The sequence below is a fragment of the Candidatus Nitrotoga sp. M5 genome (genome assembly GCF_927904885.1).
Taxonomy (GTDB): domain Bacteria; phylum Pseudomonadota; class Gammaproteobacteria; order Burkholderiales; family Gallionellaceae; genus Nitrotoga.
This window is the reverse complement of the sequence record NZ_CAKMNW010000043.1, coordinates 91,250-106,295: the sequence shown is the minus strand read 5'-3', so window position 1 is coordinate 106,295 and position 15,046 is coordinate 91,250. Positions and strand designations below refer to the sequence as shown.

The 15,046-nt window shown below is 45.5% G+C and carries 9 protein-coding genes and 2 pseudogenes; 9 read left to right on the top strand and 2 right to left on the bottom strand.

Going from position 1 to position 15,046, the window contains the following annotated elements; translation table 11 throughout:
- Positions 1 to 273: 273 nt before the first annotated feature.
- The gene (locus MJ770_RS09555) at positions 274 to 945 is read left to right on the top strand and encodes a PEP-CTERM/exosortase system-associated acyltransferase (RefSeq protein WP_239253340.1); all 672 of its coding nucleotides are present in this window, start codon (positions 274 to 276) and stop codon (positions 943 to 945) included.
- A 239-nt stretch (positions 946 to 1,184) separates the two neighbouring features.
- Here MJ770_RS09555 and MJ770_RS09550 read toward each other — a convergent pair whose 3' ends face one another.
- Together MJ770_RS09550 and prsT are read right to left on the bottom strand one after the other, a co-directional pair.
- Complete coding sequence (locus MJ770_RS09550) at positions 1,185 to 1,490, bottom strand: hypothetical protein (RefSeq protein WP_239253339.1); 306 nt, start codon at positions 1,488 to 1,490, stop codon at positions 1,185 to 1,187.
- Between the two features lie 754 nt (positions 1,491 to 2,244).
- Positions 2,245 to 5,031 (bottom strand): XrtA/PEP-CTERM system TPR-repeat protein PrsT, encoded by a 2,787-nt coding sequence (prsT, locus tag MJ770_RS09545; RefSeq protein WP_239253338.1) that lies wholly within the window; start codon positions 5,029 to 5,031, stop codon positions 2,245 to 2,247.
- A gap of 305 nt (positions 5,032 to 5,336) precedes the next feature.
- Here prsT and MJ770_RS09540 point away from each other — a divergent pair, with 305 nt between their 5' ends.
- The 8 genes and pseudogenes from MJ770_RS09540 to MJ770_RS15690 form a co-directional block, all read left to right on the top strand.
- Positions 5,337 to 5,648 (top strand): hypothetical protein, encoded by a 312-nt coding sequence (locus MJ770_RS09540; RefSeq protein ID WP_239253337.1) that lies wholly within the window; start codon positions 5,337 to 5,339, stop codon positions 5,646 to 5,648.
- Positions 5,649 to 5,870: 222 nt separating this feature from the next.
- Positions 5,871 to 6,878 carry a secretion protein HlyD gene (hlyD, locus tag MJ770_RS09535; RefSeq protein WP_239253336.1) on the top strand — a complete coding sequence of 336 codons (1,008 nt, stop codon included), beginning with the start codon at positions 5,871 to 5,873 and terminating at the stop codon, positions 6,876 to 6,878.
- Entirely contained in the window at positions 6,868 to 8,655 is a 1,788-nt protein-coding gene (locus MJ770_RS09530; RefSeq protein ID WP_239253335.1) for an ATP-binding cassette domain-containing protein, read from the top strand. Before hlyD ends, MJ770_RS09530 begins: the two co-directional genes overlap by 11 nt.
- Complete coding sequence (locus tag MJ770_RS09525) at positions 8,652 to 9,791, top strand: ABC transporter permease (RefSeq protein WP_239253334.1); 1,140 nt, start codon at positions 8,652 to 8,654, stop codon at positions 9,789 to 9,791. Before MJ770_RS09530 ends, MJ770_RS09525 begins: the two co-directional genes overlap by 4 nt.
- A gap of 3 nt (positions 9,792 to 9,794) precedes the next feature.
- Positions 9,795 to 10,907, top strand: a complete 1,113-nt coding sequence (locus MJ770_RS09520) for an ABC transporter permease (RefSeq protein ID WP_239253333.1) — start codon at positions 9,795 to 9,797, stop codon at positions 10,905 to 10,907.
- 79 nt (positions 10,908 to 10,986) lie between these two features.
- The gene (locus tag MJ770_RS09515) at positions 10,987 to 12,366 is read left to right on the top strand and encodes an efflux transporter outer membrane subunit (protein WP_239253332.1); all 1,380 of its coding nucleotides are present in this window, start codon (positions 10,987 to 10,989) and stop codon (positions 12,364 to 12,366) included.
- Between the two features lie 507 nt (positions 12,367 to 12,873).
- Positions 12,874 to 14,385, top strand: a pseudogene (locus MJ770_RS09510) (SulP family inorganic anion transporter); the annotation flags it as partial.
- A 12-nt stretch (positions 14,386 to 14,397) separates the two neighbouring features.
- Positions 14,398 to 15,030 (top strand): annotated as a pseudogene (locus tag MJ770_RS15690) (carbonic anhydrase family protein); the annotation flags it as partial.
- Positions 15,031 to 15,046 lie beyond the last annotated feature (16 nt).

Genomic DNA, 15,046 nt, shown 5'->3' with positions numbered 1-15,046 from the left:
ATCATATTATTACGTAATAAATTCGACAGTCATAACTTTTATATTTGATATTGGCATAAAAATTGCTTCCTATTCATGGCTTGCATGTGGTTTGCTTAAGAAGACACGTGCCGAACGAATATTGAAATACTAGAGGAACGTAATTTAATTATTTTTCAGACAGAAAATAGCCTATTGAGTCTTGTTTATAAACAACTATTTGCATGACGCAATATACAAGTACAAATCTTGTTTTGCTATTTCTTTCAACTTGTCAGTGGAGAGAATGAGAGAATGACGAACAATAGCTATGAAGTTATATTGGCTGATACTGAAGAAAGTAAAAGTATTCACTACAACCTAAGGTATCAAATTTTTTGTATGGAAAAGGGGTTTGAGGAGGCGAGCAAATTTCAGGATAAAATGGAAAAAGATGTTTATGACGATAATGCTATTCACTTTCTCGTCAAGAGAAATGATCGCTGGATAGGTACTTTCCGTCTTGTAATTGATAAGTTTGGAAATTTACCCTTCCAAAAGGTTTCTGACTCTCAAAAACTCATTCAAAGTGATCTTCTAGCAGCAGAATTTTCTAGGCTGGGGATACTCCGTCCCTTTCAGAAGCTCAGAAATAGCCAGCTGCCAAATGAAACTTTTGAGAACGAAACTGATGTCATGCTGAAAACGTTGCATGCAGCCCGTGATTACTGTCGCGCAAATGGAATCGGACACATTATTTGCTTTTGCCGACGTTCTATATCTCGCGTCCTCAAGCAGTTCGGACTTCAAGCTCACTCAATCGGTACTGTAATCTCTTACCGTGGGCCAAGAATCCCTCTTGCATTCGATCTGGCTGATATACAAGCTTTTGACTCCATTGTAAATTCATCTTTAACTGCTGGAAGAGCTTACTCAGTTTATTCTGAAATATTCTCCAACGAAGTTCCGCTACCGCTTGCAGCTTAGCGACCAATTGTCGTTGGCTGATTTTCAGATACTGAACTGAATAGCAGTAGTAATTGCTTAACAGCGTGGAAATATCAGTATTTAAATATATTTTACAATATCATTAGGTTATCTATAGTCTCCTCAGAAAGTTAGCAGACAATACGACAGTAAACTGATCTTTCCATGAGACTTTGAAATATGTTAAAGCAGCCTCAAACATAAGAAAGCAATATTTATTGCTGCACGTACGTAGGCAACTAAACAAGTTCGACTGCACCATCAGGTTCATAACCAGAATAATTTTTTTTCAGGTAGTGTGTGGTCGCTCTCGATTGCCATAAAGGTGTCTCCCATACACTTTGCGGATAATACCCATAACGTTGTTTGTAGACTGCAAACTGTGCTGGCAGATTATTGCCTTCATTGAAGGCACCCCAGCTGATGTGGTTAACACTGGCAATGCCTGCTGTCGTTAAGATTACATTCAGCTTGGTATGTGGTTTACTGAGCGTCATCGCATTAACGAACACTTGCTGGAAATGTTCAAAGGTCTCTTTCCCCATGCGTTGACAGATTGCTACGATAGTGAAGAGAAAAGGATTGTTTTTCTTGATAAGCAGAGAACCTTACAATGTATTGTAGATAGAAGTTTTCACGGGTCTGCGGACAGATTTTCTAATCGATTAAACGCAACTTGTGTTTAACGATTGCCACGCCAATTGCCAAACGCGCTACTTTTGCAGGCTGACCATATGTTGATGATAGTCTTTAATAATAACCGCTCGCATGCTCATGCAAGAGTATACATTGGCTAATGTTCACCTAGCGATTATCTGCATCCAGCTTTATGTCACATGGCGTTTCTAAGCCTTCGAAGGGAACTTGCTTCTGGTTTTTGTATATGATCATGTGCAAGCTATTTTGCTGGTGCTATTACATCATATAGTTTATATTATATGTAATATATTCAATATGTTATTATTTGTAGGCGGTTCTGCCTAGTATAGTGCAACACTAGGTTCGCTCATTTCAAGCTGGTTTACGTGCTGATGGTACTTGGCGACGAAAGTTTAACGCGTCGTCGGATCTAGCAAAGCTTGTCGATAATTTTGGACAATCGTTTTTTTGAGCTCCTGCCGACCGTCACCAAGCTCACGCATTTTAAGATTTGTAATTTCCCATTGGGTAGTCGATCTGTAACATCAACAATGTGTGATGCTTCGTCAATGCTAAATGTAATTTGCTCTTTAGTTTTCACCCAAAATCATGAAATCTTATTCTTGATAGATTATTTTTTTCAGGAGGTTGGGTAACTTATTAAAGTTGTTTTAGCAAGGCTCGCGCTTCTTCAATCTTGGAAAAATTTTTCTTGCTACCTAGAAGGTTCTCAAGTTCCTTTCGTGCCTTAGTTGTGTCGCCTGATTTAGCCAATCCAAGTGCCAAATGATATTGAATTTCTGCAGAATTCGGCGCTAATGAGCTTGCTTTTTGCAGAAGTGGCAAGCCGCGTGATGTGTTGCCTTGCTCTACCAGCATCCAACCCAGAGTGTCCAGTATTGCGGGGTTATCTGGTGCTAATTGATTGGCTTTTTCGGCAAACTTCAAGGCGCGAGGGTCTTTTTCCTGCTGATAAAGCCAAGCCAGGTTGTTCAGTGCCGGTACGTTTTTGGGCTCTTGCTGCAGGATGATCTCGTATTGCTCAATGGCTTCCTTGCTTTTCTTTTTAGCAAGATAGGTCCCGGCAAAGTAGTTCCGAGTTGCAGTATCAGCAGGGTGTTCCTTCAGCCATTGGGTCAAGCGGGAGTTTGCTTCGTTGTTTTTTCCTGCAAGGGTGAGCGATGAATGCAATTTTATAACCAATGGTCCATTTTTGCTGATAGCGTATGCTTGCTCATAGGCTTTCACAGCCAGATCTGATTTTTTTTGAGCCATCAACACATCACCTTCCAGCATGTAGCCTAAGGGTGATTTTGCGCTTTGTTTCTGAATTTGCCGGGCAATTGTGATGGCTGGTTCATAATTTCCTTTGTTGACCTCGAGAGAGGCTAAAGCCAATTGTGCTTTTAGATAATCTGGTTGTAATGTTAATGCCTTGTTGAGGGCATTTGATGCTGCAGATAGGTTCTGCATTGCCATGTGAACAGAGGCGAGAAGGAATTGGGCGGGAGCGGAGTCCGGCTTCATGGCGGCAAGTCTGTTATAAGTTTCCAGTGCGGCTGGCTTATCGTCGTTGGCGAATTGGGCTTGTCCCAAGATATTCAGGACATCTGGGTTGCTTGAGTTGGAGCCTTGAAGTTTTTGGGCGAGGGAAAGTGCTTCTTGTTTTTCGCCGATACGTAGATAGTGAGCTGCCAGTAGAAGGGCCGGTTGCAATTCGTCTGGATTTTCTTTGCTGGCATTTTCTAACCAAGTGGTGGCTTCTTTGGTTTGGTCTTGGGAGAGAGCAAGATTGGCCAACGCAGTCATAATTTGAGCATTTTTCTTGTCTTGTTCGAGGCTAGCTGCAAGGCGCTTTTTAGCTGCTTCTGGCTTCTTGTCCCATAGGTCAAGTTGTACAAGGTTCATCACAGCCGGAAAGTTAGTGGGTTGCATGGAAAGTGTTTTTTCGAAGCTTGTGCGCGCGGCAGTTCTATCATTTTTCCCTATGTAGGCAGCACCTTGCAGGTTATGAACCAATGGGTTGTCAGGCTGATCTTTCTCAAGGGTTTTCGCTGCTGCGAGAGCCTTATCGTATTCTTTAAGGCGAATGTGAGTCATTACAAGCAAGATGCCTGCTTTGGGTGATTGAGTGTCTAATGCTACAGCTGTTTCCATTTCGGCCACTGCGCGGTCATTCTCACCTAGCGCAAGTTTACTTAAGCCAAGGGCGGTGTGAAGTTCTGCAGCTTTGGGGGCAAGCGTGCTGGCTTTTGTAAAATATTCCGATGCTTTAGTGAAGTCTCCGGCCTGCATATATGATTCACCCGCGAGGGCAAACAGTTGGACATCATCTTGCTGTTGCGCGTCTTTAAGCGTAGGCGACAATACGTCAATTGCGTCTTGTGTACGACGGCTTTTCAATAACGTGGATATCATCAATTTACGAGCGTAGAGATTGTCGGGATTCTTTTCAAGGTATTTTTTCAAGTGTTGTTCGGCTTGTGACATTGATCCAAGCGAGTGTTGAACGGCTCCAGCCAGTAGGATGCTAGGCATGTGTTCTGGTGCTATCCGCAGAACTTGCTGCAGTGATTCCATCGCTACTGTATGCTTCCCTTGGCGGAAATCAAGCAGAGCTTGCGCATAAATAGTAATTAGGTTGTTTGGCGATGCTTTGCGTGCCGCGTCGAGCTCTGCCTTGGCGACATCGAATTTCCCTGCGTCAATTTCCAGAAAAGCCTTGTTGATGTGGGCTGAGTGATTGTCTGGCTGTAATTTTAAAGCTTGGTCGTAGGCTGCAAGAGCGGGACCGGTTTTTCCTTGGGCACGCAGAAGGTCACCTTTAAAGAGCAAAGCGTTCGCGTCTTGTGGATTTTTTGTTACCGCTTGATCTGATAAAAATATTGCTGAATCAATGCTTTGTTCGCTAATGGAGTGTTTGGCTAGCCCGATGAGCGCGTCAGGGAAGTCAGGTTTATGTTTTAGGGCTTGCTCAAAAGATTCTTTGGCTTCCTTGCCTTTGCCTAAGGCTAGGTAAGCATTGCCACGTAAGCTTGATATTTCAGCAGATTCATTTTCTCCTGTGGTTTGTTTAATTTCATCCAGAACCATTTGAAATTTGCCTTGCATAAGCAAGGTTTTTCCTAGGTAAGGAGACACCTTGGCCGGGCTCATACCCAAGCTCAAAGCCTTGCGGAGTTCCTTCTCGGCAGATAAAAAATCCGCATTTTCATTGTAGATAGAACCCAAGAGAAAGCGGGCTTCAACATCATCTGGATTTTTCTGCAATGCATTTTTTAGTTGGATGATAGCGGCCTTATTGTCGCCCTTTTGTTGATATTGCTTGGCTTCAGTAACTAGTGTCTCAGAGGTCTGCGTTTTGCCGCAGGCGGTCATGCCTCCCATGAACAGGATTGTTCCAGAAATTAAAGTAACAGATATTTTTTGCCTGTTTATGGTGGACATAACTTTTTTCCTTTTAGTTTTGCGGTGGCTTTAATTTTATAAGTGATTAATGTTAACCTGCAAGTAAAGTGTACATGCTCTTCCAAGGCTTTAAGTTATTTATTTCAGGTACTATGATAAATAAAGAGGGCGATCAACATTCAACCGTTAGTAGAATAAATAAATCCGTTCGTCGTACGCTTGTCGAAAGAGGTGCGACATTATTTTTCTCTAAGCGAGAAATTTACGTCCAGTCATTGCGCATCATAGCTCCATTATCTTTTTGCGGCTTAAATTTTTTGTTTGTATTTTGACCGAAAATTGGTATGGCTGGTGTAATAATGATTGTCGGCACAATGAAAAATTACTACCCAGAACATTCGTTTGTCCATTTTAGCAATCCATCTATCTTTAAGATAAGCGTAGGTCGAGCGCATGTTGAATTTTCAGTTTTTTTAGGTGATCACTTTGCATGTATCGAAGGGTTAGCAATTAAGCAGCGTGTGGCACGACCTACTTTAGTCCGTTTCAAATTGCAGTTATTCTTAGGGAAGAGCTGGCTTCTCGGGTTGCACGAAGCGGTATATTGCAGGCTCATAGGATGGAAAAGTTTCGGAGAGGGCGAACTGGCATATTGAGTGCCTCTAAATATTAAATTTTGAGAGCCACCGCTTGTTTGCTTACCCGTTTCGTCACAATACGGCGTTACTATTAGAAAATAATTGCAAACATATTAACAGTATGCAGCGTTAATCACTTTACTCCTGCCTTGTCATGTTTGGAAAAATGAATTTTTAGAGACGTCCTCTAGTTAAATCTAATTCCACCGAAAGCCACTCTGTTCGTTTCCGGAGATTGAATTGAATTCCTGCAAACTTCGCGGTATTTTTATTGTTGTCATTATCGCTGCCATGTTGGCGGCAGGGTACTGGTTGTTGAACCGCAATTCTGGTCCACAAAATTCACTCATTCTTTATGGGAACGTCGATATTCGAGAGCTTGATCTAGCTTTCCGTCAACCTGGTCGTCTGGCAAAGGTATTCTTTGACGAGGGTGCCACGGTAAAGACAGGCGAAGTTATGGCTGAGCTTGATGCTCAGCCATACCACGATGCACTGGCAGTCTCGGAGGCCGAGGTGCTACATGCTCGTGCCGAACTCGAAAAGTTGCGTCATGGAAATCGCCCTCAAGAAATTGCACAAGCAGGTGAATCAGTGCGCCAAGCCAAGGCAGTGTTTGAAAATACGGATAGCAATTTCAATCGTCAAAGTGCGCTTGTGAAATCAGGGTCGGTAAGTCAACGTGTTGGCGATGCCGCTCGTGCAACTCGTGACCAGGCAGAAGCGGCCCTTGCCTCAGCGAAACAAGCATTAGCTTTGAAAAAGGAAGGTTCCCGTCGAGAAGATGTCGCTGCCGGAGAGGCACGGTTAGCTGTAGCAGAGGCTATGGCTGCACAGTCTATGACAGCATTGGCTGATACTCGCTTGGTTGCTCCAATCAATGCAACCGTAATGTCTCGAGTACGCGAACCTGGTAGCATGGTGAATGCCAATTCGGCCGTCTATATCCTGTCGCTTCGTGATCCGGTCTACATAAGAGCTTATGTGAGCGAACCGGATCTTGGTCGGGTCATCCCTGGCGTCAAGGCGACTATACGAACTGATTCCTCAGAAAAGGTTTACCAAGGAGAGGTCGGGTTTGTCTCTCCACGAGCAGAGTTCACACCGAAATCTGTGGAAACTACAGACCTAAGAACTGATCTTGTATACCGCATACGAATTGTCGTTTCGAATGCAGATGGTGCCCTTCGCCAAGGGATGCCGGTGACGATTCAAGTTGCTACTGAAACAGATGTACATGACCAATGAGATGAGCGCTCAAGTTTCTCAGGCCAAGCTGTCATCACAGCCGGCAGTCAAAATTGTCGGTGTTACAAAAATTTTCGGAGTTGTCGAGGCTCTACACGAAATTTCGGCAAACATTTTGCCGGGCAGGCTGACTGGCTTGGTTGGACCTGATGGAGCAGGCAAAACCACTTTGATGCGTTTGATGGCAGCGCTAATGGCGCCAACCGCAGGACGCATCACAGTCGCCAACTGCGATACCGTGCGCGACAGTAACCGCATTCACACCTTAACGGGTTATATGCCGCAACGTTTCGGGCTCTATGAGGATCTATCGGTGATGGAGAATCTGCGTCTGTATGCGCAGTTACAGGGAGTCGAGCCTAACACCCACCAGGACATATTCGAGCGCTTGCTCACGTTTACCCGACTCGCGCCCTTTACACAGCGTCTAGCTGGCCGCCTCTCTGGTGGTATGAAACAAAAGCTGGGGCTTGCCTGCGCGATGATGGGGAAACCCCGCGTCTTGCTGCTGGACGAACCAAGCGTTGGGGTTGATCCCGTGAGTCGACAAGATTTATGGAAAATGGTGCGCGAACTAACTGACGAAGGCATGGCGGTGGTGTGGTCAACGGCATATCTCGACGAGGCCGAACGCTGCGCAACCGTACTGCTCCTGAATGATGGCAAAATCGAATACGATGGTCCACCAGATAAGCTGACGGCGACTCTGAAACACCGATGTTTTCGTCTGCTCGATCCAAAACAAGAGCGCCGGATCGTTCTGTCACGGGCACTGAACCTGAAATCAGTTTGTGATGGCGTAATTCAGGGTAATTCCGTTCGAGCCGTTCTGCGTAAGGAAGCTACCCGGGAAGAGATTGATGCTTTGGCCAAGGAAGTCGGCGCAGAAATTGCACCCGTTACTCCAAGATTTGAGGATGCCTTTGTCGATTTGCTCGGAGGGGGGCCGGGCGGGACATCAGCACTGGCAGAGCGTATGGAGCCCGTAAATCTCAAGGGGGACATTGCTGTCGAGTGTCATGAGCTCACTCGCCGTTTTGGAGATTTCATCGCTACCGATCATGTGAGTTTTCAGGTGAAGAAAGGCGAAATATTTGGTCTTCTCGGCCCCAACGGTGCAGGCAAATCAACGACTTTCAAGATGCTTTGTGGCTTACTTAAACCGACCTCGGGTGGAGCGCATGTAATGGGGTTAGATCTGCGCACAGCAAAGAGCGAAGCCAAGAGCCAGCTGGGCTATATGGCGCAGAAATTTTCCCTGTATGGTCTGCTTTCAGCACGACAGAATCTCGAATTCTCGGCAGGAGTCTACGGATTTGACGGCGCTACCAAGCGGGAACGTATAGAAGAAATGATCGAGATATTCCATCTGCAGAAATATGTTCGATCGTCGCCAGAAGACCTCCCGCTTGGCGTCAAGCAGCGGCTGGCACTGGCATGTGCGCTGATGCACCGGCCACCAGTTTTGTTTCTTGATGAGCCTACCTCAGGTGTTGACCCAATAACACGCCGAGAATTTTGGACGCACATCAATGGGCTAGTACGCAAGGGGGTGACTGTGCTAGTGACCACTCACTTTATGGACGAAGCCGAATATTGCGACCGTGTTGCGCTGATGTATCAGGCGAAGGTGATCGCGCTGGACACGCCTGACGCGCTGAAGCGGAGCGTATTCAAGGGCGGGAGCGATGAACCGACTATGGAAGACGCGTTCATACAGCTCATTCAATCAGCAGATGCAGAGAACGCTACCAGCCGGGCCACGAAGGCACCATGAGCGTCGCCGAAAAGCATGCTTCCCGATTCAATTTCCGGCGCCTATGGGCATTGGTGCAGAAAGAAAGTTTGCAAGTAGTCCGTGACCCTTCAACGATTTTAATAGCATTCGTATTGCCTGTGGTAATGCTCTTTCTTTTTGCATATGCTGTATCGCTTGATACCCAGGAAGTGCCCATCGGCATAGTTTTGGAATCTGACAGTGCCGCTGCGCAATCGTTAGCAGCGGCTTTTTCCGGCACCCGGTATTTTACCGTAACGCCGGCGCGTGACCGACGTGAGGTTGCTGGGGAGGTTGTTGGCGGGCGGCTTCGGGGTTATGTGGTAATTCCCCAAGACTTCGATCAGAGGCTAGCATCTGGTGCACGCCCCCCTCTTGTTCAGATCATAACTGATGGGGCGCAACCTAATACGGCTAGCTTTGTCGCAAATTATGCGCAAGGCGTGATTAAAATATGGCAGTCAGCTCACTCCCCAGCCGTAGGCAGTGTGCTTTCACTCGAGCCACGATTCTGGTTCAACCCAGAGATTGAAAGCCGTCGCTTTCTCGTGCCAGGCGCGATTGCTATTATCATGACGATAATTGGTACCTTACTAACGGCGTTAGTGGTGGCGCGAGAATGGGAGCGCGGCACCATGGAAGCGATCATGTCCACTCCCGCGTCAGTTGTTGAAATTTTGGTTGGTAAGCTATTGCCTTATTTTGTATTGGGTCTGGGCGCGACAGTCATCTCCGCGCTGCTAGCAATAACTGTTTTCGGCGTGCCTTTGCGCGGCTCATGGCTTACCTTACTGTCCCTCTCATCCGTTTTCCTTGTGCCCGCACTGGGTCAAGGTTTACTGATATCAGCAGTTACAAAGAATCAGTTTATTGCTGCGCAAATCGCACTCTTGTCCGGATTCCTCCCCGCATTCCTGCTCTCAGGTTATCTGTTTGAAATTGATTCAATGCCAGCACCGCTCCGTGTCCTGACTTATGTGATTCCGGCGCGCTATTTTGTCTCCTCGCTACAGACCGTATTTCTTGCTGGTGACATTTGGACTCTCTTGCTCCCAAATATGCTGGCGATGCTGGCCATTGGTATTGTATTTTTCGCAGTTGCACTGGCAAAAACGACTAAAAGTCTGGATAACTAGATTATGCGCCTGTTCTCTCCGCGTCTGATGGCACAAATTGTCAAAGAGTTACTCAGCGTGTTGCGCGACCCCAAGAGCCGTTTTGTATTGATCGTACCACCATTGGTACAGCTTTTTGTCTTTTCATTTGCTGCAACACTTGATGTGAGGAATGTCGATATTGCCATTTACGATCGCGATGCTGGCAAATGGTCACACGAACTTGTAGAGCGTATTGGCGCAGCTCAATTCGTTCACCGTTTGCTTCCAGCGCAAAGTCCTGCTGAGTTCAAAAAGATGGTTGAACAGCGTGAAGTCATTGCAGTGATCAACATACCAGAATATTTTTCCCGAAATATCGACGCCGGCCGCATAGGAAAAGTACAAGTTATTCTCGATGGCCGCCGTGCCAATACAGGGCAAGTCGTGCTGGGGTACCTGAATAACATCGCAGGCGGGCTTAATGCCGAATTAACTACAGAGTCTCGGCTCACAAATGAAAGTGCTGTGGTGAACCATTGGTTTAACCCGAACCTTATCTACCGTTGGTTTATTGTGCCGAGCATAGGTGGCATACTGGTAACATTTATAACGTTGCTCGTCACAGCGCTGTCAATTGCCAGAGAGCGTGAGCTCGGGACATTCGACCAGCTACTTGTGTCCCCATGTACACCCATTGAGATCATCGTATCCAAAATGGCACCAGCCTTACTCATCAATACCGTGCTTGGCTTGTTCATGGTGGCGGCAGGCATTTTTTTGTTTGGTATTCCATTCACTGGAAATTTCTTACTATTGCTAATCAGTATGGTTCTCTTCATCCTCTCTCTAGTGGGTATTGGATTGATGATTTCAGCAGTTTGCTCAACCCAGCAGCAGGCCATTCTCGGAACCTTCGCCATTGGTGTGCCCGCCGTCCTGATGTCTGGCTTTGCGACACCCGTTGAGAATATGCCAACCTTCCTCCAGTGGCTAGCGCAGGCGATTCCGCTCAAACACTACTTAATTATTCTTCAGGGCAGCTTCCTAAAAGCGCTACCTCCATCTGAAGTCTTTGCGAATGCTTGGCCGATGGCCGTCATTGCTATGGTCACCCTCACCGCCGCGACTTTATTTGTTCGCGGAAAGTTGCAGTGAGGTTTTAATGCTAATGACCCAGACTACCCGAGCACTTATATCATTCCGATTTAGCCATATGATGTTGGGGCGCTGTGCTATGGGCGCATTCGTTTGGCTGCTTGCTGCGTGTACGGTCGGTCCCGAGTACCGAGTTCCCGAAATAAACATTGGAAAAGGTTGGTCCCAGCCGTCAGTAGCTGGGGTGGTTGACCCAGAACTTGCCACATGGTGGCACTCCTTGGGCGATCCTATGCTGGATCGATTGATTGAAATGGCGCTCGCACAGAACCTGGACATTCGTCAGGCTCAATCACGTATCGCCGAAGAACGTGCATTGCGCGACTTAGCAATTGGTGCGAGAGTCCCCACGCTACAAGCCGATGTAAGTGTCAACCGGCGACGCCAAAGTTTGAATGGCCCACTTCCGATCGGAACTATTCCGGGGCTCAATCGCGACCAGACCATACACGATGTGGGCTTTGATACAACTTGGGAAATCGATCTTTTTGGACGCATACGCCGGATGGTGGAATCTGCCGAGGCCAATTTACAAGCTACCGAAGAGGCAGCAAGCGGTATACAAATAAGCATCGTCGCCGAGGTGGCCCGCACATACCTGACTTTGCGAGGAACTCAACGCGAGTTGGTTGCTCGCTCAGCGTCGGTCGAAACGCTGCGTCGAATTACTGATACGGTCCGGCGGCGTGCAGTCGAGGGTGATCTGGCACCGAGTGACTTTGATCGGGCGCAGGCCCAATTCGATACTGCCGCCGCCGTGTTACCTGGCATCCGGGCACGCATCCGGGCTGCCGCACTAGGTATTGGCGTTTTGCTTGGGGAATTGCCTGAGAGTCAATTGGTGCTCGCTGAGAGCGAAAGCGCTGAGATCATGCTTAGGCATATCCCTGTTGGTGAACGTGCCGACGTACTTCGCCGTCGCCCTGATGTACGTTCTGCTGAAAGGCGTCTTGCAGCCACTACAGCCAATATTGGAATAGCCACAGCCGAATGGTTTCCACGATTGTCGATTTCTGCGAATGGCGGATTCCAGGCGCTTGCTATAGACGACCTGATTAAGCCTTCCAGCCAGACTTTGTCCATCATCCCGTTGATTTCCTGGCGAATCTTCGACGGCGGCCGGATAAAAGCACAAATTCGGGCATCAGAGGCACGCCAAAAGGCTGCGGCACAAGTTTACGAAAAGACCATATTGTCAGCTTTGACAGATGCTGAGCGGAGTCTCAGTAATTACCAACTTTCACTTGAGTCGGTCCACGTTCAGCGCGCTGCCATTGAATCTGCTCGCCGCAGCTATGGCCATGCCAAGCAACGTTTCAAGTTTGGAGACATAGCGCTGGCAGACCTGTTGGAAGTTGTGCGCATTTTGCACGAAGCCGAATATTTATACGCAAAAACACACACAAACGCGGCAACTGATCTGGTTGCTCTGTACAAAGCACTTGGTGGCGGATGGTAGGGTGCTCGTGATAGAGTGGTCTGGCCAGTTGCCGTAAGCTTGTTAGGGCACCTATAGTTTGCACAGCTCCACGCTAAACTTAAGAGGCGGGTGAAACCGAATTAGAAGTTGAGAGATTATCAAAGTAATACGACGGCAAAGCTGGATCAAATGTATGAGTTATCTCATATCATTTAAATAATTAAATTTAATATTCAGCAGTTGTTCTAAGTCTGATTAATACTGGAAAACACTAAATTCTTTCAGAAGTAAAATAATTTACAATTTACCCTTATGAGACCCGAAATCAATTAATGAAGATAGATTATTCATAAAGAAGTTCTGTAAATGTGCCGCTTTTTCTAAGTTTCTTTAAACTCGACGGTTGCAGGAAGCTTTAATTAACTTATTGGCTTGAAGGGCAGCGCTGAACCCAAAATTCTTGTAAAAAAACAAGTGTTTTTTATTTCGCAATAATAGCTTTACTATTATACGTAGTGCTAAACCAGCTGTTCGGAGAGGTAAACAATGTTTAAAAACATTAGAAACGACTTGCCTGCCAGTATCGTTGTGTTTTTTGTGGCTCTTCCTTTATGTCTCGGAATTGCTTTGGCATCGGGTGCGCCTTTATTTTCGGGAATTATCGCAGGTATTGTTGGTGGTATTGTGGTTGGTATTGCCAGTGGCTCGACTCTTGGCGTTAGTGGTCCCGCCGCTGGTTTGGCTGTGATAGTGCTTTCAGCTATAGCGACGCTTGGCTCTTGGCCTGCCTTTTTATTAGCAGTGGTTATAGCCGGTATTATCCAACTTATTATGGGCTTTGCTAAAGTTGGTTTTATTGTCTATTTCTTTCCTTCTTCGGTGATTAATGGCATGTTATCAGGCATTGGCTTGTTGATTATTCTAAAACAAATCCCGCATGCATTGGGTTATGGAAAAGATGCTGTAGGTGCTGATGCGTTTTGGCAAGTAAGTGGAGAAAACACCTTTACATCAATTGTCAGTGCTTTAGATGCATTTTCCCTAGGCGCGTTATTAATCTCAGCACTGTCCTTGGTTATTCTGATCCTATGGGATACGGTTTTAATCAAAAAACATAAAGTATTTCAATTGATCCAGGGGCCAATCGTCGTCGTTGTGTTAGGCATTATTATGAACATGGCTTATCAAAATGGATTATTTAATTTTAGTTTGAAGGCTGATCAAGTCGTGAGACTTCCCGTACCTGATAGCTTTGCTGGATTTATTAATCAGTTTACTTTCCCTGATTTCTCGGCTATCAGCAATGTTGAAGTTTTGAAAGTTGCGTTTGTTATGGCAATTGTCGCCAGTTTAGAAACCTTGTTATGTGTGGAAGCAACCGATAAGTTGGATCCTGATAAAAGAGTGACCCCCGCAAATAGAGAATTAAAAGCGCAAGGATTGGGCAATATTCTTTCTGGCTTGATTGGCGGTTTGCCTATTACCCAAGTGATTGTGCGTAGTTCAGCAAATATTTCTTTTGGTGCTAAAAGCAAACTATCCACAATACTTCATGGCATTTTTTTATTAATTAGCGCAATTACTATTGCGGGTTTATTGAATCAAATTCCGTTAGCTAGTTTAGCGGCAATCTTGCTTATAATCGGCTATAAATTGGCTAAGCCTGCGCTGTTTAAAAAAATGTTCAAGTTAGGGTGGGAGCAGTTCGTGCCTTTTATTGCGACGATAATCGGCATATTAACGACCGATTTATTAATCGGGATTTCGATTGGTATGGTTTTTGGTATTTTTTTTACATTACACCACAGTTATCGAAATTCACATTTTGTAAAGAAAGTTATTAGCTCAGAGAATGGGCAAGAAGTTCATCATCTTGTTTTGGCAGAAGAAGTGTCATTTATCAATAAGGCGGGGATCTTAAATACCTTAAATGGAATCCCTAATAATGCCAAAGTGATTATTGATGCCACCTATTCAAAGTTCATAGCTTACGATGTTGCTGAGATCTTAAAAGATTTTGAGAGTAATGCTAGAACAAAAAATGTAACGGTTGAAACAAAAGTAAAAACATTAACCAAAATGCTACAGTCTGCCATTAGCCCTAGAATGGCATTAGGTATATTAAAAGAAGGCAATGAACGCTTTATCAATAATTTGAAAGTCAATCGCAATTTGTTGCTACAAGCTAATGAAACCGCAGAAGGACAGCATCCGTTTGCGGTAATTTTGAGTTGCATAGATTCCCGTACATCTACTGAGTTGATTTTTGATCAAGGGTTAGGCGATATCTTTAGTGTGCGTATAGCTGGCAATATCATTAATGAAGATGTATTGGGCAGCATGGAGTTTGGCTGTAAAGTCGCCGGTGCGAAGATCATCGTGATTTTAGGTCATACTAAATGTGGTGCAATTAAAGGAGCTTGCGACCATGTGGAAATGGGGAACCTGACAGCCTTGTTAAGTAAGCTTCAACCCGCTATTTATGATGAAAAAACTGTCACCGAAAATCGTACTTCAAGCAATGATGAATTTCTAGAAAAAGTGTCCACAGTTAATGTTAAACGATCAGTCCAAGCCATTATGGAATGTAGTCCGATTTTAAAAGAAATGATTGAAAAGGGCGAATGTGGGATTGTCGGTGCCACTCATAATATCAATACAGGCCAGGTTGTTTTTTATGAAGACACGTTAGTCATTCACTGATGTTACACATACGCCA